Origin of the sequence: Bacillus sp. N447-1, from assembly GCF_022701035.1 — a bacterium.
In the GTDB taxonomy this organism is placed as follows: domain Bacteria; phylum Bacillota; class Bacilli; order Bacillales; family Bacillaceae_G; genus Bacillus_A; species Bacillus_A cereus.
This window is the reverse complement of sequence record NZ_CP065509.1, coordinates 934,635-959,844: the sequence shown is the minus strand read 5'-3', so window position 1 is coordinate 959,844 and position 25,210 is coordinate 934,635. Positions and strand designations below refer to the sequence as shown.

Below are 25,210 nucleotides of genomic sequence, written 5' to 3'. Positions count from 1 at the left end.
CTAGCAATCCCTTTATAACGTATGACGATGAATTCGTTTCTGTTTAAAGGGATTTTTCATATGTAATCGAATAATTATAATTAGACATTTTTAGCATAAAAATTTGTATGAATAAGAGGAGGGATGTCAGAATTAAAAGGTTAGTAGAAATTTATCAATAAAATTTAGAATATTCTGTTTAATGGAGGGTAAAATTGGAGTTAGTTATTATATTATTAGCACTAAGTTTACTTATGTTCGTAGCATACAGAGGTTTTTCTGTTATTTTATTCGCACCGATATTTGCATTATTTGCAGTATTTTTGACAGAACCTAGTTATGTATTACCTTTCTTTTCTAATATCTTTATGGAGAAAATGGTTGGATTTATAAAATTATATTTTCCTGTGTTTTTATTAGGAGCAATATTTGGAAAAGTAGTGGAAATGTCAGGAATTGCAGATTCTATCGCAAAAACAATTATTGAGTTAGTTGGTGAAAAACGTACTATATTAGCGATTGTATTAATGGGGGCTATTTTAACGTATAGTGGTGTTAGTGTGTATGTAGTAGTGTTTGCTGTTTATCCGTTCGCAGCTAAGTTGTTTCGACAAGCTAATATTCCAAAGTGTTTAATCCCTGGAACGATTGTTCTTGGAGCAGTAACGTTTACAATGGATGCGTTACCTGGATCACCACAAATTCAAAATGTAATACCTACAACATTTTTTAAAACGGATATTTATGCTGCACCGATACTTGGGATTGTAGGAGCAATTTTTGTTCTTACAGTAGGTTTACTATATTTAGAGAGTAGACGTAAGAAGGCAAAAGCGGCAGGTGAAGGATACTTTGGTTTTAATGATGGAAATACTGAAATGGCAGCATCTTTGCAAGTAGAACAAAAAAATATGCCATTAACTAATAACATTGAAATCACAAGAGCACAACAACTTATTGCATTTATACCACTTATTTTAGTAGGTGTAATGAATAAAGTGTTTATTATTATGATACCGAAGTGGTATCCAAGCGGTTTTGATTTTTCTGCAATTGGTATGAAAACATTTGGAAAAGTAGAATTAAGTGCAGTAGTAGGAATTTGGTCTGTAGAATTGGCACTTATTATAGGGATCTTAACAACGTTATTATTATATTGGAAGCGAGTAGTAACAGGTTTCCAAGCTGGATTGAATACAAGTATTGGTGGAGCGCTACTTGCAACGATGAATACAGGAGCTGAGTTTGGATTCGGTGGTGTCATTGCAGCACTTCCAGGTTTCGCAATTATGAGAGATGGCATCTCTGCTACTTTCACAAATCCGTTAGTGAATGGTGCAGTAACGACGAATATTTTAGCTGGAATTACAGGCTCGGCATCAGGAGGAATGGGAATAGTATTAAGTGCAATGGGAGATAAATTTATTGCAGCGGCCAATCAATTTGATATTCCATTAGAAGTTATGCACCGTATCGTATCAATGGCATCAGGAGGAATGGATACACTACCACATAACGGGGCTATTATTACTATTCTTACAGTAACAGGATTAACACATAAACAGTCATATAAAGATATATTTGCTATTACAATTTTGAAAACGGTTGCTGTATTTTTAGTTATCGCATTCTATACTTTAACAGGACTCTATTAAAAAATTTGAATCGTAAAGATTCATCAAATCGATAATTTATGTTATAAAATATTAATTAGGATAAGAAGGGGTGGGGGACTTGCAAGAGGTTTCTGAGTTTCGTATGCCAAAGTCGGTATTATATGGAAGGAATTCGCTTGAAAAACTGGGAGAACAATCAAAAAAGTTAGGGAAAAGAGCTTTTATAGTTACTGATACAATTATGGAGAAATTAGGATATGTTGAAAAGTGTATGCAACAACTAAATAAGAAAGGTATTACTGTTAGTACATATAATAAAGTGGATGCTGAGCCTACAAATATACACGTATTAGAAGCGTTATCTCTTTGTAAAGAGGAAAAGTGCGATTTTATTATCGGTATTGGTGGTGGAAGTTGTATTGATGCTGCGAAAGCGGTAGCGGTTTTATATACAAATGGTGGAGAAGTTGAGGATTATGTCCAAAAGGATATTAAAATAGAAAACAATCCACTACCACTTATTGCAATTCCAACAACTTCTGGTACTGGATCGGAAGTTACAAGTGTAGCAGTAATTACGAATAAAAAAACAGATGTAAAAATGATGATGAAGCATCCTAGTTTTATACCGAAAGTAGCAATTATAGATCCAGTTTTGACAAGTTCGTTACCCCCACAAATTACGGCAGCAACAGGAATAGATGCGTTATGTCATGCGATTGAAGCTTATATTTCTAAATTTTCACAACCACTTACAGATGTACTTGCTCTTTCAGCTATTGAAAGTATTATGAAATATTTACGTATAGCATATGAAGATGGACGTAATATGGAGGCAAGAGAAGCGATGATGATTGCTTCTTTACAAGCTGGAATTGCATTTTCTAATGCATCAGTTACATTAGTTCATGGAATGTCAAGGCCAGTGGGAGCATTATTTCATGTACCGCATGGAATATCAAATGCCATACTATTACCTACAGTGTTAGAGTTTACAAAAACAAGTGCAATGAAAAGGTTAGCAAAAATTGGACGTAGTTTAAATAAGGATTTGTATTCGAATTCTGATGAGGAAGTAGCAGACTACACACTTGGTGAAATAAAAAAACTTTGCTTTGATCTTCGTATTCCAAATTTAAAAGAATACGGAATCGATGAAATTGAATTTGAAAATGCTATTTCTAAAATGGCATCAGATGCAATTGAAAGTGGTAGCCCAGCTAATAACCCACGTGTTCCATCATATGATGAAATCAAAGAGCTGTATCGAGAGTGTTTTAATTATAAGTATAAAGAATTTATAAAAACATCAGATTATTAATTTCAGAATATTCTATAAAAATTTCCTTGGAAATGAAAGTAGAATTATTCTTTATTATTTCCATATTTCCGTTAAAACAAGACTTTATATTCCAAACTTAAAGTCTTGTTTTATTATGTATAATATACACAATAAAACGTTGTTATTAGTTTTATAAAAATAGTTTAGGTAGGTGTTTATATGAAAACGATAGGTCTTATAGGTGGCATGAGTTGGGAATCAACTTCTGAATATTATCGAATTATTAATGAAGAAATAAAAGAGAGATTAGGAGGGCTACATTCAGCAAAATGTTTGATTAATAGTGTGGATTTTGAAGAGATTGAACGATGTCAGTCTAGCGGAGATTGGGATGGTGCTGGAGAAATTCTAGGGAATGCGGCATATTCATTACAAAAGGGAGGAGCAGACTTTATAATCATTTGTACAAATACAATGCATAAGGTAGTTGAAAAAATAAAGGAAAAAATTGATATTCCAGTCTTACATATTGCTGATGCAACTGCAAAAGAAATTAAAAGAAAAGACATTCAAAAGGTTGGTCTGCTTGGAACTAAATATACAATGGAGCAAGATTTCTATAAGTCACGTATTGAAGAGCATGATATAAAAGTAATAGTACCATCAGGAACAAATAGAGAAAAAGTAAACGAAGTAATATATACAGAATTATGTTTAGGAAAAATAGTAGTTCAATCTAGAGAGTATTATAAAAGGGTTATAGAAGAATTAGTACAAGAAGGAGCACAAGGAATTATATTAGGTTGTACGGAAATAGGTTTATTAATAAAGCAAGAAAACGTATCAGTCCCGATATTTGATACGACCCATATACATGCAATTGAAGCAGTCAAGGTAGCTTTAGATAAATAGATTATAATTATATTATGTAAACTTAATTCGTATATCTGGAAAACATTCAGAAAATACTTTATAATGTAAGTGGTTACATTTGAGGGGGAATGCGTATGTTTTCAGTTCAACCAATCGCATTTGTACATAATGAAAGAAAGGAAATAAAAGATGATGAGTGGGGAGAAGTAAGATCCCGTATAACTTTAACTGAAATGTATGCAGAAAAAAGTATACAAGGGATTGAAGATTTTTCTCATATTGAAGTTGTTTTTTATTTTCATAAAGTAACTGACGAGCAAATTCAGTATTTTGCTAGACATCCTAGAAATAATAAGGATTATCCTGAAGTAGGTATTTTTGCACAGCGCGGGAAAAATCGTCCGAATCGCATAGGTGTAACAATTGTAAAGGTGATCAAAAGAGAAGGTAAATCAATTATTGTTGAGGGATTAGATGCTATTGATGGCACTCCTATATTGGATATAAAACCAATAATGAAAGAGTTTATGCCGACAGAAGAAATACACCAGCCTAAATGGGCAACGGATATAATGAGACAGTATTGGAAGGGGAATGTAGTAAAATGAGAATATATGAAGCAACAATTGCAGATTTAGATGGACTGGCATCAGTTTTTAATAACTATCGCATGTTTTATAGACAAGATTCTGATTTAGAAGGGGCAAAAGTATTTTTACGAAATCGAATTGAGAGAAAAGAGTCTGTTATTTTCGTAGCAGTTGAAGACGACGAATATATTGGATTCACGCAACTATATCCATCATTTTCTTCCATTTCAATGAAAGAATTATGGATTTTAAATGATTTATTTGTACAAGCGGCGAAGCGTGGAGCCGGAACAGGTAAAAAATTATTAGAAGCTGCTAAAGAATACGCATTAGAAAATGGAGCAAAAGGTGTAAAATTGCAAACAGAGATTGATAATTTATCAGCACAACGATTATACGCTGAAAATGGCTATTTGAGAGATAATCGTTATTTCCATTACGAATTAACGTTTTAAAAAATTAAGTTGAAAGAGGCATTTTCAAGAAAAAGAATTTCTTTGTAATGAGAAATTCTTTTTTATTTTTGCCTAAATTAAAAAACATGACAAAAATAAAACGATATTTATTTATTGTTAAACAATAAATGTTGTGATAAAATTATGTTGCCATTAAATAAGTGAGGTATTGTAAATGAATCTTAAACGAAGTTCAACAATGTTCTTAAAAGTAATTATTTTTCTTGCTGGAATTTCAGTGCTTGCTTTATGCATATTTTTAGTGCCGGAAATGGCGGATTTCACAGCGAATTTGTATCCTAACATTGCTCCGATAAAATATCTTGTTTTCATTGTAATGTATGGAGCAGCTGTGCCTTTTTACGTTGCTCTTTATCAGGCTTTCAATCTTTTACAGTACATTGATGAGAACACAGCGTTCTCGGAATTATCAGTGAAGGCGTTAAAGAATATAAAGCGCTGTGCAATTACAATCAGTGGTTTGTATGTATTAAGTTTGCCACTTTTTCATTTTATAGCGAAAAAAATGGATCCTCCTATTGGGTTAGTGGGACTCATTATCGTTTTTGCTTCGCTCGTTATCGCCGTTTTTGCTGCTATCCTCCAACGACTTCTACAAGAGGCAATTCACATAAAATCAGAAAATGATTTGACGGTTTGAGGTGGCGGATATGACAATCATTATTAATATTGACGTCATGTTAGCAAAACGAAAAATGAGTGTAACGGAGCTTTCAGAGAAGGTTGGAATTACGATGGCGAATCTTTCTATTTTGAAAAATGCGAAAGCAAAAGCGGTTCGTTTTTCAACATTAGAAGCGATATGTAAAGCTTTGGAGTGTCAGCCAGGGGATATTTTGGAGTATAAAAACGATGAGAATACTCAATAAAAACAGATAACAAATGTAAATAATAGAAGTCAATAAAGAAGGGATAGCCACTAAGCTATTCCTTCTTTACGTTAATTGCTGTTACTAATAAAAAATATAATTTGAATTGCAATGTTTGCGTATCAAAAGGGAACTTGCTACCTTTTGAGGTGATCCGTTTTGTGGAATACAATTATTTGCCAAAAGGCTATTTTAACTATGTTTTAAATTATTTCGGGTGAATCAAAATTTTCATTTGTATTATAGTTGATTTAAAACCCAGTTTGTTGCATCTTCAAAGTTATCTGCAATGTAGTTTGGTTCAATATGTGCCCATTTGTCTCGGTACGTATGCAAAGCATCATACCCAGCGCCTGTTCGGACTAGAATCGTAGTCGCATTTACTTTTGCTCCTGCAACAATATCAGTCCAACGATCACCAACTACAGCACATTGTGTTAAATTAAGTCCATGTTTTTTTGCTGCTTTAAGCAGCATGCCTGTACTTGGTTTACGGCATTCACAACCATCACCGTGTTTATGAGGACATACATAAATATCATCAAAACCGAAGCCTTCTAATTCTTGTACAAAATCGGCTACAGTTGCTATTCCATCTGCGATACCGGGTTGATTTGTGAAAGAAAAAATTTTTATATTTTTAGCTTTTAGTTTTTGCAAGGATGTTTTTGTGAATGGAAATAATGTAAAAGATCCTGGATAATGTATTGTAGTGTCACCACCAATTGTACCGTCACGATCAATGAAAATTGCTTTAATGTTTGTCATAGTTATAGTCCCTTCACTTTATAAAGTAGTTTAAAAATATTTTACAAATCGGTAGCCATTTACTTCATAACCTAATTTTTTGTAAAAAGGATGAGCTTCTACTCTTTTTGTTCCACTAACTAGCCATGTGCCAATGCAATTATGTTTCTTTGCTAATTGCTCGGCATAATCCATCAAAACTTGTCCAATGCCTTTCCGTCGTATGTTAGAATCAACGCTAATAATTGAAATCTCTCCATAACGTGTTACATCTTCTAAATTTTCACGTATGCGAAATCCAAGTAATCCAAATATAGCTTCTTCTTCCTCGTAAACATATAAAAAATCAAACGGACTCATTTGTACGAATTGTAGGCGGTTGTTCATATCTTCATAGGAAATAGAGGAACCTTTTAATTCTTTCGTTAAAGAACAAAGTGCGTCTATATCATCTATCGTTGCTTCACGAATTTGAAAAGACATATTATCAACTCCAATAAAATGTAATCAAACATTTAATATTCTGTTAAAAAATGTTTTTTCCTGCTATGAAAATAAATATTTTATAATGATATATAGATAGTTATATGTTATTCTTTTCCTTGATTGTATTGGAAATGGAAAGAAGGGGAATGCATGTTAAAAGTAAATATCCGCTCAGCTGGATATGAAATAGGCGAAAAAACAATTCATGATATAGTTTTTTCTATCGAAAAAGGTGAACTAGTTGCTCTTATTGGAGCAAATGGTGCTGGGAAAAGTACGACGATTAAAACGATACTCGGATTACTTGTAAATATGGACGGTGAAATATCATTCGGTGAAAAGAAAAATCCGTATGCATACGTACCAGAACATCCAACATACTATGATTACTTGACGCTCTGGGAACATATTGAATTATTAATGGCAGCTCGTGGAAGTGAAATGGGAAGTTGGGAAGAACGAGCGGAACAATTATTACATACTTTTCGAATGAATAAGCATAAACATGAGTATTTATCAAAGTTTTCAAAAGGCATGAAACAAAAGTCTATGCTAATATTGGCGTTTTTAACTGAGCCAGATTTTTATATCATTGACGAACCTTTTATCGGTTTAGATCCAGTAGCTACGAAAGAGTTTTTAAATTATTTATATAAAGAAAAAGAGCGCGGGGCAGGAATTTTACTTTGTACGCACGTATTAGATACTGCTGAAAAAATTTGTGAAAGATTTTTACTCATTTCACAAGGTACATTAGTCGCAGATGGACATTTAGAATCTATTCAAATATTAGCGGAAATGCCGGGTAGTTCATTATTAGACTGCTTTGATGTAATTGTAAGGCGTGAACAACATGATTAAACAACAATTTTATAAGAGATTACGCCATGAACTTGAGCGGAAATGGAAGTCTATACGTTCGGTAACAGATTGGACAGTCGCATTATATATTATTATTCCAGCACTTATATTTATGGGAATCTATTATCGATCGCTATGGATAAATGAATTATCAACGGAAGAGACGATTTATTTCGGATTAGGATTACTCGCATTTTATCTAGTAACATATCCAAGAGGAGTTCGTTCATTTTTTGAGCAAGCGGATAGTTTATTTTTAATTTCGTATGCAACACATATGCGAAAATTAGTCCAGTATGGCATGATGTACACATTTGTTCGAATAGCGATAACGAATATAATAGTAGTCGTTATTATGTTACCAGTGTTGATGAAAAGTATCGAAGTAACAGAGATACAAGTCCTATTATTTTGGGTATTCTTTACTATATTTCGATTTATGTTGTCGTTGTTAACGAGATTTGTTCATGTACATGTGGGGAAACGATGGGTTTTATGGATTGTAAAAAATGTAGTATTTTCTATGAGCGTGTCCTTTTTTGGAATTAGTTTATTTTTTATTTATAAAAATCCGTTGTATTCAATTCTATTTATCGGTCTAGTAATTTTCTTAAGTAGTGTATTAGTAAAAGAGAAAATGAATTATAAAAAGTTCTTTTTTAAAGAAATCGAGAAAGAAAAGGAGGAAAGCATGCGCTGGACGAGCGGAATTATGCAAGTTGGTGGTCATGCGGCTAAACCGAGTAGTTCGAATAAAAAACCGTGGATGTTTCCGCGCTCTAAAAGACTTTTAGGGAAAAAAGCTGATTCTCGTATTGTCGAATCTTTTTTGAAAGAATTTTTCCGTACAAGTACTGCACGAATATTTTATATTCAAATTGTATGTATCAGTACTGCAAGTATAATTATGACTCCAAGGTGGATTGCAGCTATTGTTCTCGTATTTGCTGTAGTTGCAATTTCTCGCTATGCACGTGATTATTGGAATGAATTTACGAATAAGATGTTTCTTCGTTTATATTGTGATGAAGGGAAATTACTATTGTTAAGATGGAAGGCAGATCGTTATTTACTACTACCAGCAATACTTTTATATGGAATAGTTATACTTTCACAGTTTTATTTATTGCCAGCTGTGGTAGGCAGCGTTGTTTTTATTTTATTAATTGTATGGATTGTATTTGTACCAGTAAAAAAGAGCCAGTGACGGCTCTTTTTCTAGTCTGTAACACATTGATAAATAAAATATACTAAAACGAGTATACTTGCGGCGGAATACATGACATCTAAAGTCATCTGATCGCCTCCTTATTGTTGTTGTATTTTTATTGTATGAAATCTTACAATTTCATATTCAAGTGAAAAATATGTGAACGTTAACAAAATTGTAAAGTGCAAAAATTACAATCATTTTGTATAATAGAAGAAACCACCGTTATATAAAAAATAATGAGTGAAAGGGGAGGGAACATAAATGCCAAATTGGTTTAGAAAAACCTTAGTCGCATTAATTACCGTGTTTACATTTGGTTTAGTGACGCCTCCTTCCATATTACTTGATAATGCCAAAGCTGCGGACAAGCCTACGAGCACAGCTGGGCAACAAAGTTTGGAGAGCACGTCCTATACATATGAAGAAACGAATGACAGGTTAACCACCGATACTTTTATTACTTATGCAATGCAAGAAGCAGAGAAGCAGTCGATGCAAAAGTTTGGTACTAAAATTGGTCCAGTAATTGAAGATGAGTTTAAAGATGTAATATTACCGAAAATTGAAGAGGCAATTGCTGAGCTTGCTAGTGATGTACCAGAAGATTCACTACAATCATTAGCGATTTCTCAAAAACCAGCTGGTGGAAATAATGAGAAGATTTTTCACGTCTACGATACGAAATCTGGAAATGATTTATTGCGTTTCCATGTAAGAAGAGATCATCCACCGCAAGATGGTTATTATTTTAATTTCCATTACCACCGTTTTGATGATGGATACTCTGGACATCATGAGTTAGGAAATATTTATTGGAATACGAATGTACCACCGAAATGGTTGTCTTAAAAAGAACAAGAGAAAATCTTGTTCTTTTTTATTTTTATAGAAGGGACAGACACCTATGTTGTTGAATAACATAGGTTTAGAAAAAAGAAGCAAAGGGAGTATGGGAATGCAAAAATATATTGTTTTTGACTTTGATGGCACATTAGTAGATTCACAAAATATATTTGTACCGATTTATAATCAACTTGCTGAAAAACATGGGTATAAAGCAGTAAAGGAAGACGAAATTGAACATTTACGTAAATTAACGATGCCAGAGAGATGTAAACAACTTAATGTACCACTGTATAAACTACCGATATTAGCGTTGGAATTTTATAAATTATATCAGCCTGCTATAAAAAATCTCGTTTTGTTCCATGGGATGAAAGAAGTATTAGATGAACTACATAAAAAAGGCTACGGAATTGCAGTCATATCATCGAACTCAGAAGAGCATATTCGGGCGTTTTTACACAAGAATGGTATCGAAAATATTCAAGAAGTGTATTGTTCTAAAAATTTGTTTGGTAAAGATAAAATGATAAAAAGATTTTTGAAATCAAAAAAAATAACAGAGAAAGATATGTTATATGTCGGTGATGAACAGCGAGACGTAGCAGCGTGTAAAAAGGCTGGAGTGAACGTAATTTGGGTATCTTGGGGATATGATGTTATTGAAACAGTGAAAAAAGATGCACCAGATTACATGGTTCATAAGCCGATGGAAATTGTGCAAGTAGTACAAGGAGCGTATTCTTAATATGAATACACTGCGAGCAGGCATTCATCATATTGAATTTTGGGTAGCAAATTTAGAGGAATCCATTTCTTTTTATAATAAGTTGTTTTCCATAATTGGGTGGAGAAAGTTAAATGAAATAGCATATAGCACAGGAGAAAGTGAAATATACTTTAAAGAAGTAGATGAGGAAATTGTAAGGACGTTAGGGCCTAGACATATTTGTTATCAAGCTATTCATAGAGAAGTAGTTGAGGAAGTAGCAGATTTTCTTTCTAGTACGAAAGTGAAGGTAATACGTGGTCCAATTGAAATGAATCATTATTCGGAAGGTTACTATACGATTGATTTTTACGATCCGAATGGATTTATTGTAGAAGTTGCCTATACACCAAATGCAGAAATGTAAGGGGAATAGATATGAAGATAATTACAGCATGGCAAAACAATATACAAATAGTAAAAAATGCAGTGGATATTAAAGAAATTTCTAAAGGTTTTTCACCTGATAAGAAATATATAATTACGAGTGCGAATAATGATAAATATTTATTGCGGACAGGCGATATAAAAGAGTATGAAAGAAAGAAAATAGAGTTTCAAATTTTAAATGAAATGCAAAATCGTAGTGTGCAAGCACAAAAACCAATTGAAATAGGTTTGTTGGCAGAAGAAGGTTTATGCTATGGCATCTTTTCGTATTTAGAAGGGGAAGATGCGAAGAAGTTATTGCCTACGTATTCACCAAAAGAACAATATGATATTGGTATAGAGGCAGGGAAAGATTTAGCAAAAATGCATACATATGAAGCTCCTAATAATATACTTCCATGGTATGAAAGAGCAATGAAAAAACATAGTAAATATTTAGAGGCATATAAAACATGTGGAATAAACATAAAAAATGATGATAAAATCATAAAGTTTATTGAAGAAAATGAAATATATTTAAAGAACCGCCCAAATCGATTTCAACACGATGATTTTCACTTAGAAAATATAATTGTACGGGATGGAAAATATGTAGGTGTTGTTGATTTTAATGGCTACGATTGGGGCGATCCACTTCATGATTTTGTGAAAATTGCACTGTTTGCAAGGGACATTAGTATTCCGTATTCAATCGGACAAATAGAAGGATACTTTAATAGAAAAATACCAGAGGAATTCTGGACATTATACACGGTGTACGTTGGTATGACAGTTTTCTCCTCAGTTGTCTGGACATTACGAGCAGCGCCGCATATGTTAGATGATATGTTAGAGCGCCTTACTATAGTTTTAGAGGATCATAATAACTTTGAGTTATCGAAGCCAATTTGGTTTCAATCAGATAAGATTGATATGAAATAGAAAAGGTAGGTGTGATTCGCACCTACCTTTATTTTTTACCATCAAAATACTTATTTAATTTTCTTAAATGTAAGCGGCTGAGTACTTAATGTAGCTGGTACATGTAACTGAAGGGATGGGAATTCACCACTTACATTCATTTCATAAGCGAATAATAAGCTCATTTTCATTTGGAATAAGTCAACTTTTGCAGAGAAGATGTCGTAATGATGATGCCCTAATTGAATATCCATTTCCATAAATTGTACATATAACGAATCATCTCGTTTGTATACTTGTAATGTTCCGTATGCAGGATGTTCAAAAGTACCAGTATAATCCTCTAACTTGTGCGAAGGTGTAGTCCCTTTAATTTGTTCAGGGAGGGATTCAGTTGCTTCTTTCATCATTTCCTTCATTTTTTTAGTATCTTCTACAGCACGTTTATGCCAATCAATGGATTCTAATTCAAGTAGTTCGTCATAAATTTGATTAGCGAGATAAGTAGGAAGTAATGTTCCTCCAGCATTCGTTAAAATGACAAGGCCTATGTTTTCTGTTGGTATGAATGAAACAAGCGCTGAAAATCCATCGATATTACCGCCATGATGAATCACTTTTTTACCACGATAAGCGCTAATAAACCAACCAAGACCGTAACTATTTAATGGAGATTCAGGGAGTGATAAAACCGGTTGGTCTGGAATTGAATTGTGTGGTGTATACATTTGTTGTAATAATTCAGAGGAGATTAATTCATGATCTCCAAATTTTCCTTCATTTAAGTGGAGAAGTACCCAATTTGCCATATCTTCAATTGTGGAATTAATACACCCAGCAGCGCCAACTGTATCGATGTTACGGAATGGAACTGCTTTTATTTCACCGTCATTTTCAATGTAAGGTAAAGCGTAATCATCTGTAGTTTGTGAATCGTTAACAGAGAAGTTTGTATGTCTCATATTTAAAGGTTCTAAAATATGTTCTGTAGTGTATTGCTCCCACGTTTGATTTGTAATGTTTTCAACAATGTAGCTAATTGTTGCATACATTAAATTGTTATATAGAAATGCAGTTCGGAACGGTGCATCAAGTGGTAAATGTTTTATTTTTTCAACGAGATCTTTTCGAGATAAGGAAGAACTGTACCAAAGAGCCTCATGACGACTCACTCCAGTTCGATGAGAAGCTAAATCCCGTCCTGTAACTTGTGAGCTAGCAAGTAGTTCAGATAAAGTAAAGTTAGGTATATAAGACTGGATAGGGGTATCCCAATTAAACTTTTTTTGCTGTGCTAACAAGCTTAATGAAAGTGTGCCAAATGCTTTCGTTGAGGAACCGATTGCGAATCGAGTATTCGGTGTAACAGCCTCTTTTGTTTCTATATTACGATAGCCGAAACCTTCTGAAATAATAACTTCACCGTCTTTTATAACAGCGACAGCAGCACCAGGAACATTTAAATCCTTCATCATTTTTTCAGCCGTTGTTTGTAAAGAAGTCATAACAGGCGTTTCAATTTTAGACATACTTCTAACCTCCAAATATAAATTTTGTTCTACCGCACTATACTTTCGGTAATAGAAAATGAAAACCTTTTTATATTCGGAAAGTTAATAATTTTGTAAGAATTAGCGCAAGAAATTTTATTAATTAGGATTATTAAATTTATCATTTTTCATGTTATGATAAATTGCATATACGATTGAAAGAAGGTTTTCCTACATATGAAACATGCTGAAAATGAATACTTAAATTTATGCCGCCATGTAATGGAACATGGTACGAAGAAAGAAGACCGTACAGGGACAGGCACTGTATCTGTATTTGGATATCAAATGCGTTTTGATCTAAGTAAAGGTTTTCCTTTATTAACAACAAAGAGAGTACCGTTTCGCCTTGTAGCAAGTGAACTGCTTTGGTTTATGAAAGGTGATACAAATATTCGCTATTTATTGCAGCATAATAATAACATTTGGAATGAATGGGCTTTTAAGAGCTGGGTAGAAAGTGATGAGTATACTGGTCCTGACATGACTGATTTTGGTCTTCGCTCACAACAAGATGAAGAATTTAAAGTACAGTACGACGAGCAAATGGAATTGTTTAAAAAGAACGTTTTAGAAGATGATGAGTTCTCAAATAAATATGGTTATTTAGGAGACGTTTACGGTAAACAGTGGCGTGCTTGGAAAACGACAGCTGGTGAGACACTTGATCAATTAAAAGATGTAATTGAAATGATTAAAAAAACACCAGACTCACGTCGTTTAATCGTTTCTGCCTGGAATCCAGAAGATGTACCAAGTATGGCCTTACCGCCTTGTCATACGCTATTCCAGTTTTATGTAGCAGATGGAAAGCTTTCTTGTCAGTTATATCAAAGAAGTGGTGACATATTCCTTGGGATTCCATTTAACATTGCAAGTTACTCACTACTAACACATTTAATTGCACATGAATGCGGACTTGAAGTGGGAGAATTTGTTCATACAATTGGTGATGCACACATTTATACAAATCATTTTGAACAAGTAGAAAAGCAATTGGCACGTGAACCACGTCCATTCCCGAAACTTACATTAAATCCAGATGTGAAATCTGTTTTCGATTTTGAAATGGAAGATTTAATGATTGAAGGATACGATCCGCATCCAGCAATTAAAGCACCGGTTGCAGTATAATTGTAGAGGAGATGAAAAAATGATTGTTTCATTTATGGTCGCTATGGACGAAAATAGAGTAATTGGTAAAGATAATAATTTACCTTGGCGTTTACCGAGTGAATTACAATACGTGAAGAAAACAACGATGGGTCACCCGCTTATTATGGGAAGAAAGAACTATGAAGCGATTGGTAGACCACTGCCTGGAAGACGTAATATTATTGTAACTCGTAATGAAGGGTATCATGTTGAAGGTTGTGAAGTTGTTCATTCTGTAGAAGAAGTGTTTGAACTATGTAAAAATGAAGAAGAGATTTTTATTTTTGGTGGAGCGCAAATTTACGACCTCTTTTTACCTTATGTAGACAAGTTATATATAACAAAAATCCATCATGCATTTGAAGGAGATACATTCTTCCCAGGAATAGATATGACAAATTGGAAAGAGATTTTTGTAGAAAAAGGTTTAACGGATGAAAAACCCATATACGTATTATTACCATGTATATGAGAAACAACAATAATAAAAAGATTGATGTGAGAATTCGCATCAATCTTTTATTTATATTCACCAATATAAGTTTATAGATGAGATTCGATAGTGCTATAATGATAGGTAGCATGTAAAAATGCTAAAATTTTCAAAAGTACTAATATAGAAAGAGGAGGAGAATCGATTGAGAAAGATATGGGGGATTCTTTTTCTTTGCTTAACATTCATGTTAGTTGGATGTGGTAAAGAAGAAAAACCACAAGAAGCGTTTGATACATATGTAAAAGCGTGGAATAAACAAAAATTTGCAGATATGTATGATCAACTATCAAAAAATGCAAAAAAAGATATTTCAAAGAAAGAGTTTACTGAGAAATATGAAAAAATTTATTCTGGTATCGAAGTGAAAGACTTAAAGGTAGAAACAGGGGAAGTAAAAGAAGATAAAAAAGATGAAGGCCCTGTTCCTTTTAAAGTAAGCATGGATACAGTTGGTGGTAAAATTACATTTGGTCATGAAGCAAAAATGGTGAAAGAAAAAGATGGAGATAAAGAATCTTGGAAAATAGATTGGACTCCTGATTTTATTTTCCCAGGCATGACGAAAGATAGTAAAGTGCGTATGCAGACAACACAGCCAAAACGTGGTGAAATATACGATCGTAATGGAAAAGGTCTTGCAACGAATGGGAAAGCTTCTGAAATCGGATTGATTCCTGAAAAGTTAGGCGATGCTGCTCCGCAAACGAAAGAAACAGTAGCGAAGTTATTAAATATGTCTGTAGAAGAAATTGATCAAAAATTAGCTGCTAAATGGGTAAAACCAGGGTATCTCGTACCAATTGGAATTTTGCCTGAAGGGGCAACACAAAATACGTACATTGATTTACCAGGTGTTTCAACAAAACCTGTAAATGTTCGTACATATCCGTTAGGGGAAGCGGCAGCTCATCTGACTGGTTATATTGGAAAGGTAAATGCTGAAGATTTAAAAACGCTACAAAAGAAAGGCTATCAAGCTGATGACCCAGTTGGTAAAGCTGGTTTAGAGCAAGTATTAGAGGAAAAGCTACGCGGTAAAAAAGGTGGCCGTGTCTTTGTAGAAGATGCGCAAGGAAAAGAAATTAAAAACTTGGCAAAAACAGATGCTGTTGATGGAGAAAATGTAACTTTAACTATTGATAGTGTTGTTCAAGAAAAAACGTATAATGAAATGAAGGGCGAAGCTGGTTCAAGTGCAGCAATTAATCCGAAAAGTGGAGAAACAATTGCACTAGTAAGTAGTCCAGCATATGATCCTAATATAATTGCACGAGGGACATCGAAGGCACAACGCGAAGCTTGGAATAATGATCCGAAAAAACCAATGACAAATCGCTTTACACAATTGTCGGTACCAGGTTCTGTATTTAAACCTATTACAGCTGCAATTGGTCTTGAAACGAAAGCAATTAATCCAAAAGAAGAGTTGAAAATTGAAGGATTAAAATGGACAAAAGATTCTTCTTGGGGTAATTACTATGTAACGCGTGTGAAAGATGCAAATCCGATTGATCTTGATAAGGCGATGAAATACTCGGATAATATTTACTTCGCACAAGAAGCTTTGAAAATCGGAAAAGACAAGTTTATGAGTGAAGCAAAAAAATTCGGATTCGATGAGAAACTACCAATTGAATATGGATTCCCTGCTTCTAAAATTGCAAATGACGGCATTAAAAATGATATTCAAATGGCAGATACGGGATATGGACAAGGACAAGTATTAATGACTCCTCTTCATTTAGCTTTAACGTATGCGCCAATTGTAAATGATGGAACGATTCCGTCACCGTATATTATTAAAACAGATAAACAACCAAAAGCTTGGAAAGAAAATGTAATTTCTAAAGGAAATCAGGATATATTAAAAACTGCAATGACGAAAGTAATTAATGATCCAGATGGTACAGGGAAAATTGCTAAAATTGATGGTATGACTCTTGCTGGAAAAACAGGTACAGCGGAATTAAAAGTATCAAAAGAGGCCGAAGGAAAAGAACTAGGTTGGTTCGCTGCATTTGATTTAAATTCGCCAGATATGGTCATTACAATGATGATTGAAGATGTAAAAGGTAGAGGCGGAAGTAATATTCCAGCTGAAAAAGTAAAACATGTATTTCAAAAATAATATGTAATAGAAGGCTATCTCTATAGGTTGTAGAGGTAGCCTTTTTATATGAAAGAGTTTGTAATATCTGTATACTAAATTTTAAGGAAACAAAGTAAATCATTAACTTACGAAAAAAAAGTAGCTATTTTTTATTGACATTGATTAAAACTTTTTATATTATACTTACATAAGGTAAGTTATTAACTTTTAAAAAACAAATCTTGAATTAAAGATAAAGAGAAAAAAGGGAGAGAATACAATGACAAAAGTACTATTTATTACAGCAAATCCAAATTCAGCAGAAGGTTCTTTCGGAATGGCAGTAGGGGAAGCTTTCATCGAAGCTTATAAAAACGAACATCCACAAGACGAAGTTGTAACAATTGATTTATTCAACACTACAGTACCAGCAATTGATGCAGATGTATTTGCTGCTTGGGGTAAATTTGCAGCAGGTGAAGGCTTTGAAGCTTTAACTGAAGTTCAACAACAAAAAATAGCAGCAATGAACACAAACTTAGAAACATTTATGAATGCAGATCGTTATGTATTCGTAACTCCAATGTGGAACTTTAGCTATCCACCAGTAGTAAAAGCATACTTAGATAACGTAGCAATCGCAGGTAAAACATTCAAATATACTGAAAATGGTCCAGTCGGCTTATTAGAAGGTAAAAAAGCACTTCACATTCAAGCAACAGGTGGCGTATATTCTGAAGGAGCATACGCAGCTGTAGACTTCGGTCGTAATCACTTAAAGACTGTATTAGGATTTGTCGGTGTGAATGATACTGAATATATTGCAGTTGAAGGCATGAATGCAAACCCTGAAAAAGCACAAGAAATTAAAGAAGCAGCAATTGCTAATGCTCGTGAATTAGCAAAACGTTTCTAATATAGAATGCTTAAAAAGTCCGAACACTTGCTGTTTGGACTTTTTTTCTTCTTTTTCCTTCGTTTGTCTAGTATAATGAAGGTCGGAATGATAATAGGTGGGGGTTCTGTATGATTCAAACGTTTTTTAAAATCTTTTATTTAATTTTAATCGTAATTGCGATTACACCGAGAATGTGGCGTCTTAAAAGACAAGTAAATACGATGGCGCCAAAAGAAAAAGACAATGCTGTGTATAAAACGACAAATTGGTTTGGTAAGAAAATGGTACGTGTAGCTGGAGGGGCAGTAGAAGTGAAAGGACTTGAAAATGTTCCGAAAGACAAGCCAGTGCTAGTTGTAAGTAATCACCAAAGTAATATGGATATCCCTGTTTTACTAGGTTACTTAAATAAACCAATTGGATTCGTTTCAAAAGCAGAGATTAAAAAGTTCCCAGTTGTACCAACTTGGATGGAACTGATGAATTGTGTATTTATGGATCGTAGCGATCGTCGTCAATCTCTTCAAGCGATTAAAGATGGAATTGAACTATTAAAGAATGGACATTCTATCGTAATTTTCCCTGAAGGAACGAGAAGTAAGGGTGGCGAAGTTGGAGAGTTTAAGGCTGGTAGTTTTCATCTTGCAGTAAAGTCAGGTGTAGCAATTTTACCTGTAACGTTAGATGGTACATATAAGATGTTTGAAGCCAATGGAAATCGTATGAAGCCAGCTCATGCAACAGTAACAATTTCTAAGCCGATTACACCTGAAGATTATGCGAATATGGATATTAAAGAATTAACGAAGCATACACAGGAAGTTATTGCATCACAATTACATAAGTAATAAAAAAGGATTCAGCTTATCGTAAGCTGAATCCTTTTTATTATGCTGTAGGTAAGACATAAAAGAGTACACAGAAGAACATCATCGCACTACCACCTAAAACGAACAGGTGCCATATGGCATGGTTGAAAGGTAGCTTTTCCCAAAGGAAGAATATAGCTCCGACAGAATATAAAATGCCACCTGCTAAAAGTAGTGAAAAACCATGTCCAGTTAGATTTTCATAAAGTGGTTTAATAGCAACGATTATGAGCCATCCCATTATGATATAACATAGCGTTGATGCCTTAATAAAGCGACGTACAAAGAAAATTTTGAAGACGATACCTCCGATTGCTAGTGTCCATATTATAGCAAGCAACGTCCATCCTAATGGGCCACGAAGTGTAATAAGTAGAAAAGGAGTATACGTGCCAGCAATCAATAAGTAAATGGCTGAATGATCTAAAATAGTAAATATTTTTTCTACTTTAGGATGATGAATGCTATGTAGCAATGTTGAAAACAAGTACAGTAAGAACATACTTACACCATAAACAGTAAATGCAACTACGGCTGATGCGGTACCGTGCTTAGAAGCATGAATAATCAATATGATTAAGGCAGGGATGCTTAAAATGGCACCGATACCATGTGTAATTGCATTTGCAATTTCTTCTTTTACAAATTGGGTCATTCGTGTCATTTTTTCAGTCATAATGCAAATCCTTTCTACTATCATAAAATAATATGTCATTTCCCTTACCATATCATACACAAGAGCAATAGAAAATGAAATTTGTATAATTGATTATATTTTTGAATTTTTTTGACAAAAGACAATGGATTTGTTGACGTTTTCAAACTTTTTTGACAAAATAAAATTATGTAATAGTAGGACAAGGAAACTACTAATAAAGGGGATGGGGAAATGTTTTCAAATATTGGCTTTCCAGGGTTAATTTTAATTTTAGTAGCAGTACTCATTTTATTTGGACCTAAAAAATTGCCGGAAATCGGGAAGGCTTTAGGGGAAACGTTAAAAGAGTTTAAAAAATCAACGAAAGAATTGACAGATGACGCATTTCAAGAAAAGGAAAAGAAAGAAAAAATGTAGTGTATTTTCCTTGTAATGGATAAATAAAGTGTGGTGAACGAGATGGAAAATCGGGAAATGAGCGTAGTAGAACATATTGTTGAGCTTCGAAAAAGAGTAATATATACGGTGTTATCCTTTGTACTATTTTTAATTATTGGATTTACTTTTACAAAGGATATTTATTTTTGGCTTGTAAAAGATTTACCAATGAAATTAACTGTTCTCGGTCCAAGTGATGTATTGTGGATTTTTTTCTCGATTGCTACAGTATTTGCTATCGTTTGTACAATTCCTTTTGCTGCTATACAAATTTGGTTATTTGTAAAACCGGGTTTACATCCAAATGAACAAAAGATGACAATAATGTATATACCGGTATTGTCTATATTATTTATTGCAGGTTTATGTTTTGGATACTTTATTGTAATGCCGTTTCTATTTCACTTTTTAACTACGATAGGTAATGAAATGTTTAATACGATGTTTACGACAGAAAAGTATTTTCATTTTGTACTTAATTTAACAGTTCCATTTGCTGTGATTTTTGAATTGCCAGTCGTTGTAATGTTTTTAACTAGTATTGGAATACTTACGGCGGAATTTTTAATAAAAATAAGAAGGTATGCTTACGTAGCATTAATTATCATTGCATCTTGTATATCACCGCCAGACTTTTTATCTCATAGTTTAGTTGCAGTGCCGCTTATTTGTATTTATGAAGTAAGTATTGCGTTATCAAAGGTTGTTAGTAAGAGGAAAAAGAAAAGAGAAGAAATGCAGTCGAAAAGTGCCTCGTTATAAAGGCACTTTTTTATTTATTTGTTATACTATAGCTATAAACGTATACAATATATAGAAGAAAAAAATTATAGAATCTCCAAAATTTAGACAAACTTTGCGCTTTTATAAGCTTATACTAAATGTATTAAACAATTGATGGATAATGAGATTCCCGTCTCAGAGATATTTAGGGCGGGAAGGTGAATTAGGTGGAGATGAATAGAGTATAAATCTTCTAGCCATAAGGACTACAGAAATCATATAAGTCTGATTTTACTCCACTTTAAACAACGTGTTACAGCGCAAAGTAGAGGAAGTTCAAAAATCCAATGAAAAAGAGGATTGATATTGTGATTACGAAAAGTTTTTATTTCACTCATTCAACAGGGGATTGCATTAAAATATTCGAAATCCCTGTCCTACAGGCACAGCATCCATTATCGTTTCTAATTCAGTCTCGTCTTCAATTATTTATTGCAAAAATTCAAAAACAAAAACACCCAAGATTTTCGTATTCTTTCCGTGAATATTTACAAAATTGTTTGAAGTGGAATGATTATTTAAATGTATATAAAACAAATACCCTTGAAAAAAATGCATGATACGAAGTACGGACAGGGTTAGTAAACTCTGTCTTTTTCATTTTAGATATGAAAATATAATTAATTTGATGAAATTTCGTTCCAAATTGTTGAAAGCAATGGGAATACTAGTATAATAACAAGGAGAGCGTATTGGAAAGGGAAGAAGTATAGTATGCAAAAAATTAAAATTGTAACAGATTCAACGGCAGATTTATCACAAGACGTAATCGAAAAGTATGACATTCATGTTTTACCATTATCAATCTCTGTAAATGGACAAACATATTTAGATCGCGTTGATTTACAACCTGACGAATTTATTGAAGAAATGATTAAATCAGAGGAATTACCAAAAACATCACAACCAGCTATGGGTACATTTGTAGAAATGTATGACAAGTTAGGGGAAGATGGAAGCGAAGTCCTTTCTATCCATATGACAAGTGGAATGAGCGGTACTGTAGCAACTGCAAATAGCGCTGCATCAATGACTGATACAAAAGTAACAGTTGTTGATTCTCAATTTATTACACATGCTTTAGCATATCAAGTAATTGAAGCTGCAAAAATGGCAAATGACGGACGCTCACTAGAAGAAATTTTAAAACGTGTAGATGAAGTAAGAAAGAATACTCGTTTATATGTAGTAGTGGATACATTAGAAAACTTAGTGAAGGGTGGACGTATCGGTAAAGGAAAAGCGTTTATCGGTTCTCTACTTAATATAAAGCCAATTGCTAGTCTTGAAGACGGTGTTTATAATCCTGTAACGAAAGTTCGTAGCCAAGGCCAAATTGTAAAAACATTAGCTAAGTTATTTGAGCAAGATACGGCTGGAAAAGTCGTAAAAGCTGTTGCAATTCCGCATGCGAAAGCAATTCCTTTAGCTGAAAGTATGAAAGCGGCGGTTGAAAAAGTAAGTGGATTTGCTCAATCAGAAATTTTCTATACAACGCCTATTATTAGTACTCATACAGGTCCGGGCGCAATCGGATTTATGTATTTAGCAGAGTAATAAAAAAGCTACTTGAAAATATATTTCAAGTAGCTTTTTTATGTAAATAGAAAGTAAGAAATAAGAAGAGCTACACAGGCACTACCGCTAATGATATAGCGAGTCTGTAAATATTCATTCATAGAAAACACCCTTTATCCCGCTATTTGTGGACAGTAAAACTCTCTACCTCAAATTTAGCTGGAGCAAAGAGGTTAGGTAGCGGGCTGCCCGTAAAAGCTTGATTGGTGAATGCAAATAATCAGTGGGGATGAAGAAAACCCACTAATTAAAGTTTCACTATAGGATTTTCTATATTATATGTTGGATATAGAAAATCAGTCATTACGTTACACATGTAAAGTTTCAATTTTTTCTTTTATTTGCTTATTATTTGTTGCGTTACTATAAATAAAAGTTTGACCTAAAAAGAGTACATGCAGTTGTTCCCACGGTAACATGCGCAAATTCCAATTATTTCGAAGTCTAGTTATTGCTTCACGAGGTGTTTCATCGGCGAGTGCAAAAGCTCCGTAATGCATTGGTATAAAATGCGTAGCGTTTAAATCTAAATAAGCTTGCACGGCCTCTTCAGGTGAAACATGAGATACTTTCATAAACCATTCTGGTTCATAAGCGCCAATGGGCATAAGAGCAATATCAATTAAAAAGCGTTCACCAATTTCTTTGAAACCTTGGAAATAGCCACTGTCACCACAAAAATATATGGTTTCCATAGTCGTTTCATTATCAATAATCCATCCACCCCAGTGAGACGTATTCATATCAAATAAGAATCTTCTCGTCCAGTGCTGAGCGGGTACGAAGTGAAAAGAAACTTCGTTAATTATCGTACTTTCCCACCATTTATACTCTTCTACATGTTTAAATTTCTTACGAGTAAATAATTTTTTTAATCCAATAGGTACAAGATATAGAACATCATCATTCAACTGACGAAGAGTTGAAAAATCTAAATGATCATAATGACCATGTGAAATAAGGACAATATCAATTTTAGGTAGTGCTTCTATAGAGAGTCCAGGTTCTGTAAGTCTTGGAACTAGCTTTAATTTATTAGCCCATACTGGATCTGTTAATATATTAAGTCCATTCGTTTGGATAAGAAAAGTGGAATGCCCAATCCATGTGATAGTCGTTTTTTCAACATTACTTTGCAAAAATGCACTTTGTTTAACGGGTGATTGTTCTACTAAGAAAGAAAAATCTTTTTTGTTTTGCTTTCGTTCTTTACGCCAGCGTAAAAAAGAGCGAATTGATTTTTTTGTACTAACATTATCCATATTTTCATAGCGCTTTGCCATGAACATCACCTCATTTAAAATCGTTGTATTTGTATTGTACCGAAATGTTGTTAAGGAATACAGTGTAAAACATGGATTAATGTTTAAGGAATTGTTAAAAAATAGGAGAGGTATTTACAAAAGTAACAATAAAATTAGTTTTATCACTTTTATTTAGAGAAAGAATAGTAAAAAATATATTTTGTCTAGTAATTCGCTTGAAATAAAAAGTAACATACGTAAATTCGTACGATTTCGTGAACAAATGTAGTAAACAATTTTCTCGTAGTGTTAACTTTTGTTATTATAAACATAACCTATTTAAATTTAGGATAGAGAAAAGAGGTTTATAAATGAAGCGTTATCAAAAAATAATTGGTCTTATGGTTGTATTTTGTCTCTTTGTACTTGCTGGATGTAGTGAATCAGGTTCAAAGCTTCGTAAACCATTAAATTGGGATTTAGAAACCTTCCAATTTACAAATCAAGATGGAAAGAAATTTGGTACAAAAGATTTAAAAGGGAAAGTTTGGGTTGCAGATTTTATGTTCACAAATTGTCAGACAGTTTGTCCACCAATGACTGCAAATATGGCCAAGCTTCAAAAGATGGCAAAAGAAGAGAAATTAGACGTTCAGTTTGTTTCATTTAGTGTAGATCCAGACCTTGATAAGCCAGAAAATCTGAAAGCTTTTATTCAAAAGTTTACAGAGGATACTAGTAACTGGAATTTATTAACGGGGTATTCGTTAGAAGATATTACAAAGTTTTCAAAAGATAATTTCCAATCACTTGTAGATAAGCCGGAGAACGGTCAGGTCATGCATGGTACATCATTTTATTTAATTGATCAAAACGGAAAAGTAATGAAAAAGTATAGTGGCATTAGTAATACGCCATACGAAGACATTATACGTGATATGAAGCGATTAGTGGGTTAAAAATAAGGGTGCATAGCACCCTTATTTTTTTGCATTAGTCTATCGATAAAATGTCATGTTGCTGGGGAAGTTTCGGCGCCCGAATTTCTAATACGCCGTTTTGATAAGAAGCTTTTGCCGCTTTTTTATTAATTGAATACGGCAATTTAATCAATCTTGATGCTTCTGAAATGGAACGTTCTCGGCGATAATAGTTATGGGATGTTTGTTCTTCTTCCTCTTCAAGTATCTCTTCTTTTACAGAGACTTTTAAGTATTCACTTTGTATTTCAATTTGGATTTGTTCTTTTTGTATACCTGGTAGTTCAGCTGTAACAACGAGTTCTTCACCAACTTCATATAAATCTACAGGGAATGTTAATAAACGGTTTCCTTTTTGGAAAAAATGATTTAAATCAGCGATTACATTGCGAAGAGGTGTTTGCTCGAAGAAATCATCAATTTGCTTTAAGTAATTACGAACCGGTGGGCGAGAAGAATCTTTTTTTTCTTCACTCATGGTATTCCCTCCTAGAAATCAATTTGCAATATCATATGACAAAAGCGGAGAAAGGTGAGTGCCTAGTTTTCATGTTTTCATAAAAAATTGTTAAAAATGT

The 25,210-nt window shown here is 33.5% G+C and carries 28 protein-coding genes and 1 pseudogene; 23 read left to right on the top strand and 6 right to left on the bottom strand.

Annotated elements, in window-relative coordinates; all coding sequences use genetic code 11:
• Window positions 1-194: 194 nt before the first annotated feature.
• The 7 genes from IQ781_RS04745 to IQ781_RS04715 all read left to right on the top strand — a co-directional run bounded on the left by IQ781_RS04745 (window position 195) and on the right by IQ781_RS04715 (window position 5,685).
• A complete protein-coding gene (locus IQ781_RS04745) occupies window positions 195-1,634 on the top strand; it encodes a GntP family permease (RefSeq protein ID WP_242808244.1) in 1,440 nt (479 codons plus the stop codon).
• Between the two features lie 79 nt (window positions 1,635-1,713).
• Window positions 1,714-2,916 carry an iron-containing alcohol dehydrogenase gene (locus IQ781_RS04740; protein WP_065211744.1) on the top strand — a complete coding sequence of 401 codons (1,203 nt, stop codon included), beginning with the start codon at window positions 1,714-1,716 and terminating at the stop codon, window positions 2,914-2,916.
• 180 nt (window positions 2,917-3,096) lie between these two features.
• On the top strand, window positions 3,097-3,789 hold the full coding sequence (locus IQ781_RS04735; RefSeq protein WP_000848563.1) for an aspartate/glutamate racemase family protein: 693 nt from the start codon (window positions 3,097-3,099) through the stop codon (window positions 3,787-3,789).
• Between the two features lie 95 nt (window positions 3,790-3,884).
• Window positions 3,885-4,358 (top strand): SAM-dependent methyltransferase, encoded by a 474-nt coding sequence (locus tag IQ781_RS04730; protein WP_000493258.1) that lies wholly within the window; start codon window positions 3,885-3,887, stop codon window positions 4,356-4,358.
• The gene (locus IQ781_RS04725; protein WP_001223868.1) at window positions 4,355-4,795 is read left to right on the top strand and encodes a GNAT family N-acetyltransferase; all 441 of its coding nucleotides are present in this window, start codon (window positions 4,355-4,357) and stop codon (window positions 4,793-4,795) included. Before IQ781_RS04730 ends, IQ781_RS04725 begins: the two co-directional genes overlap by 4 nt.
• Before the next feature lie 175 nt (window positions 4,796-4,970).
• Window positions 4,971-5,456, top strand: coding sequence for a DUF2975 domain-containing protein (locus IQ781_RS04720; RefSeq protein WP_001050141.1), 486 nt, complete (start codon window positions 4,971-4,973; stop codon window positions 5,454-5,456).
• 10 nt (window positions 5,457-5,466) lie between these two features.
• Window positions 5,467-5,685 carry a helix-turn-helix domain-containing protein gene (locus IQ781_RS04715; RefSeq protein ID WP_000152532.1) on the top strand — a complete coding sequence of 73 codons (219 nt, stop codon included), beginning with the start codon at window positions 5,467-5,469 and terminating at the stop codon, window positions 5,683-5,685.
• A 240-nt stretch (window positions 5,686-5,925) separates the two neighbouring features.
• On the opposite strand, the gene IQ781_RS04710 is transcribed toward IQ781_RS04715, so the two are convergent.
• Window positions 5,926-6,453, bottom strand: coding sequence for an HAD-IIIA family hydrolase (locus tag IQ781_RS04710; RefSeq protein WP_000181785.1), 528 nt, complete (start codon window positions 6,451-6,453; stop codon window positions 5,926-5,928).
• Between the two features lie 30 nt (window positions 6,454-6,483).
• Complete coding sequence (locus IQ781_RS04705) at window positions 6,484-6,915, bottom strand: GNAT family N-acetyltransferase (protein WP_000009777.1); 432 nt, start codon at window positions 6,913-6,915, stop codon at window positions 6,484-6,486.
• Window positions 6,916-7,068: 153 nt separating this feature from the next.
• Between IQ781_RS04705 and IQ781_RS04700 the strand changes: the two genes are divergently transcribed.
• From IQ781_RS04700 to IQ781_RS04675, 6 genes are all read left to right on the top strand, one after another.
• Window positions 7,069-7,779 carry an ABC transporter ATP-binding protein gene (locus IQ781_RS04700; RefSeq protein ID WP_000921912.1) on the top strand — a complete coding sequence of 237 codons (711 nt, stop codon included), beginning with the start codon at window positions 7,069-7,071 and terminating at the stop codon, window positions 7,777-7,779.
• On the top strand, window positions 7,772-8,986 hold the full coding sequence (locus tag IQ781_RS04695; protein ID WP_000595443.1) for an ABC transporter permease: 1,215 nt from the start codon (window positions 7,772-7,774) through the stop codon (window positions 8,984-8,986). The genes IQ781_RS04700 and IQ781_RS04695 overlap by 8 nt, the downstream gene beginning before the upstream one ends.
• Before the next feature lie 267 nt (window positions 8,987-9,253).
• Entirely contained in the window at window positions 9,254-9,841 is a 588-nt protein-coding gene (locus IQ781_RS04690; RefSeq protein ID WP_001134421.1) for a YpjP family protein, read from the top strand.
• A 106-nt stretch (window positions 9,842-9,947) separates the two neighbouring features.
• Entirely contained in the window at window positions 9,948-10,583 is a 636-nt protein-coding gene (locus tag IQ781_RS04685) for an HAD family hydrolase (protein ID WP_025687389.1), read from the top strand.
• Window position 10,584: 1 nt separating this feature from the next.
• Window positions 10,585-10,971, top strand: a complete 387-nt coding sequence (locus IQ781_RS04680) for a VOC family protein (protein ID WP_001094664.1) — start codon at window positions 10,585-10,587, stop codon at window positions 10,969-10,971.
• Window positions 10,972-10,982: 11 nt separating this feature from the next.
• On the top strand, window positions 10,983-11,915 hold the full coding sequence (locus IQ781_RS04675; protein WP_000692087.1) for an aminoglycoside phosphotransferase family protein: 933 nt from the start codon (window positions 10,983-10,985) through the stop codon (window positions 11,913-11,915).
• A 50-nt stretch (window positions 11,916-11,965) separates the two neighbouring features.
• Here the strand turns inward: IQ781_RS04675 and IQ781_RS04670 are convergent, their stop codons facing one another.
• The gene (locus IQ781_RS04670) at window positions 11,966-13,423 is read right to left on the bottom strand and encodes a serine hydrolase (protein WP_000034322.1); all 1,458 of its coding nucleotides are present in this window, start codon (window positions 13,421-13,423) and stop codon (window positions 11,966-11,968) included.
• 198 nt (window positions 13,424-13,621) lie between these two features.
• On the opposite strand from IQ781_RS04670, the gene IQ781_RS04665 reads away from it, so the two are divergent.
• The 5 genes and pseudogenes from IQ781_RS04665 (at window position 13,622) to IQ781_RS04645 (ending at window position 18,930) form a co-directional block, all read left to right on the top strand.
• Window positions 13,622-14,578, top strand: coding sequence for a thymidylate synthase (locus tag IQ781_RS04665; RefSeq protein WP_044795539.1), 957 nt, complete (start codon window positions 13,622-13,624; stop codon window positions 14,576-14,578).
• Between the two features lie 19 nt (window positions 14,579-14,597).
• Window positions 14,598-15,084 (top strand): annotated as a pseudogene (locus tag IQ781_RS04660) (dihydrofolate reductase).
• 153 nt (window positions 15,085-15,237) lie between these two features.
• Window positions 15,238-17,223 carry a penicillin-binding protein 3 gene (gene pbpC / locus IQ781_RS04655; RefSeq protein ID WP_139846918.1) on the top strand — a complete coding sequence of 662 codons (1,986 nt, stop codon included), beginning with the start codon at window positions 15,238-15,240 and terminating at the stop codon, window positions 17,221-17,223.
• A 241-nt stretch (window positions 17,224-17,464) separates the two neighbouring features.
• A complete protein-coding gene (locus IQ781_RS04650; RefSeq protein ID WP_065211745.1) occupies window positions 17,465-18,100 on the top strand; it encodes an FMN-dependent NADH-azoreductase in 636 nt (211 codons plus the stop codon).
• Window positions 18,101-18,210: 110 nt separating this feature from the next.
• Window positions 18,211-18,930, top strand: a complete 720-nt coding sequence (locus IQ781_RS04645) for a lysophospholipid acyltransferase family protein (RefSeq protein WP_000616577.1) — start codon at window positions 18,211-18,213, stop codon at window positions 18,928-18,930.
• A 40-nt stretch (window positions 18,931-18,970) separates the two neighbouring features.
• Here IQ781_RS04645 and trhA read toward each other — a convergent pair whose 3' ends face one another.
• A complete protein-coding gene (gene trhA / locus IQ781_RS04640; protein WP_000136889.1) occupies window positions 18,971-19,627 on the bottom strand; it encodes a PAQR family membrane homeostasis protein TrhA in 657 nt (218 codons plus the stop codon).
• Window positions 19,628-19,840: 213 nt separating this feature from the next.
• On the opposite strand from trhA, the gene IQ781_RS04635 reads away from it, so the two are divergent.
• The 4 genes from IQ781_RS04635 to IQ781_RS04620 all read left to right on the top strand — a co-directional run bounded on the left by IQ781_RS04635 (window position 19,841) and on the right by IQ781_RS04620 (window position 22,387).
• Entirely contained in the window at window positions 19,841-20,026 is a 186-nt protein-coding gene (locus tag IQ781_RS04635; protein WP_000492443.1) for a twin-arginine translocase TatA/TatE family subunit, read from the top strand.
• 42 nt (window positions 20,027-20,068) lie between these two features.
• Complete coding sequence (gene tatC / locus IQ781_RS04630) at window positions 20,069-20,809, top strand: twin-arginine translocase subunit TatC (protein ID WP_000431523.1); 741 nt, start codon at window positions 20,069-20,071, stop codon at window positions 20,807-20,809.
• A 329-nt stretch (window positions 20,810-21,138) separates the two neighbouring features.
• Window positions 21,139-21,390 carry a DUF2535 family protein gene (locus IQ781_RS04625; protein ID WP_000629012.1) on the top strand — a complete coding sequence of 84 codons (252 nt, stop codon included), beginning with the start codon at window positions 21,139-21,141 and terminating at the stop codon, window positions 21,388-21,390.
• A 154-nt stretch (window positions 21,391-21,544) separates the two neighbouring features.
• Window positions 21,545-22,387: a DegV family protein gene (locus IQ781_RS04620; protein WP_001169470.1), complete on the top strand. Its 843-nt coding sequence runs from the start codon at window positions 21,545-21,547 to the stop codon at window positions 22,385-22,387.
• 329 nt (window positions 22,388-22,716) lie between these two features.
• Here the strand turns inward: IQ781_RS04620 and IQ781_RS04615 are convergent, their stop codons facing one another.
• Window positions 22,717-23,691, bottom strand: a complete 975-nt coding sequence (locus IQ781_RS04615) for an MBL fold metallo-hydrolase (RefSeq protein ID WP_001129629.1) — start codon at window positions 23,689-23,691, stop codon at window positions 22,717-22,719.
• 332 nt (window positions 23,692-24,023) lie between these two features.
• Here IQ781_RS04615 and IQ781_RS04610 point away from each other — a divergent pair, with 332 nt between their 5' ends.
• Window positions 24,024-24,611, top strand: a complete 588-nt coding sequence (locus tag IQ781_RS04610; RefSeq protein ID WP_000833331.1) for an SCO family protein — start codon at window positions 24,024-24,026, stop codon at window positions 24,609-24,611.
• 34 nt (window positions 24,612-24,645) lie between these two features.
• Here IQ781_RS04610 and IQ781_RS04605 read toward each other — a convergent pair whose 3' ends face one another.
• The gene (locus IQ781_RS04605; protein ID WP_001288085.1) at window positions 24,646-25,110 is read right to left on the bottom strand and encodes an Hsp20/alpha crystallin family protein; all 465 of its coding nucleotides are present in this window, start codon (window positions 25,108-25,110) and stop codon (window positions 24,646-24,648) included.
• Between the last annotated feature and the right edge of the window lie 100 nt (window positions 25,111-25,210).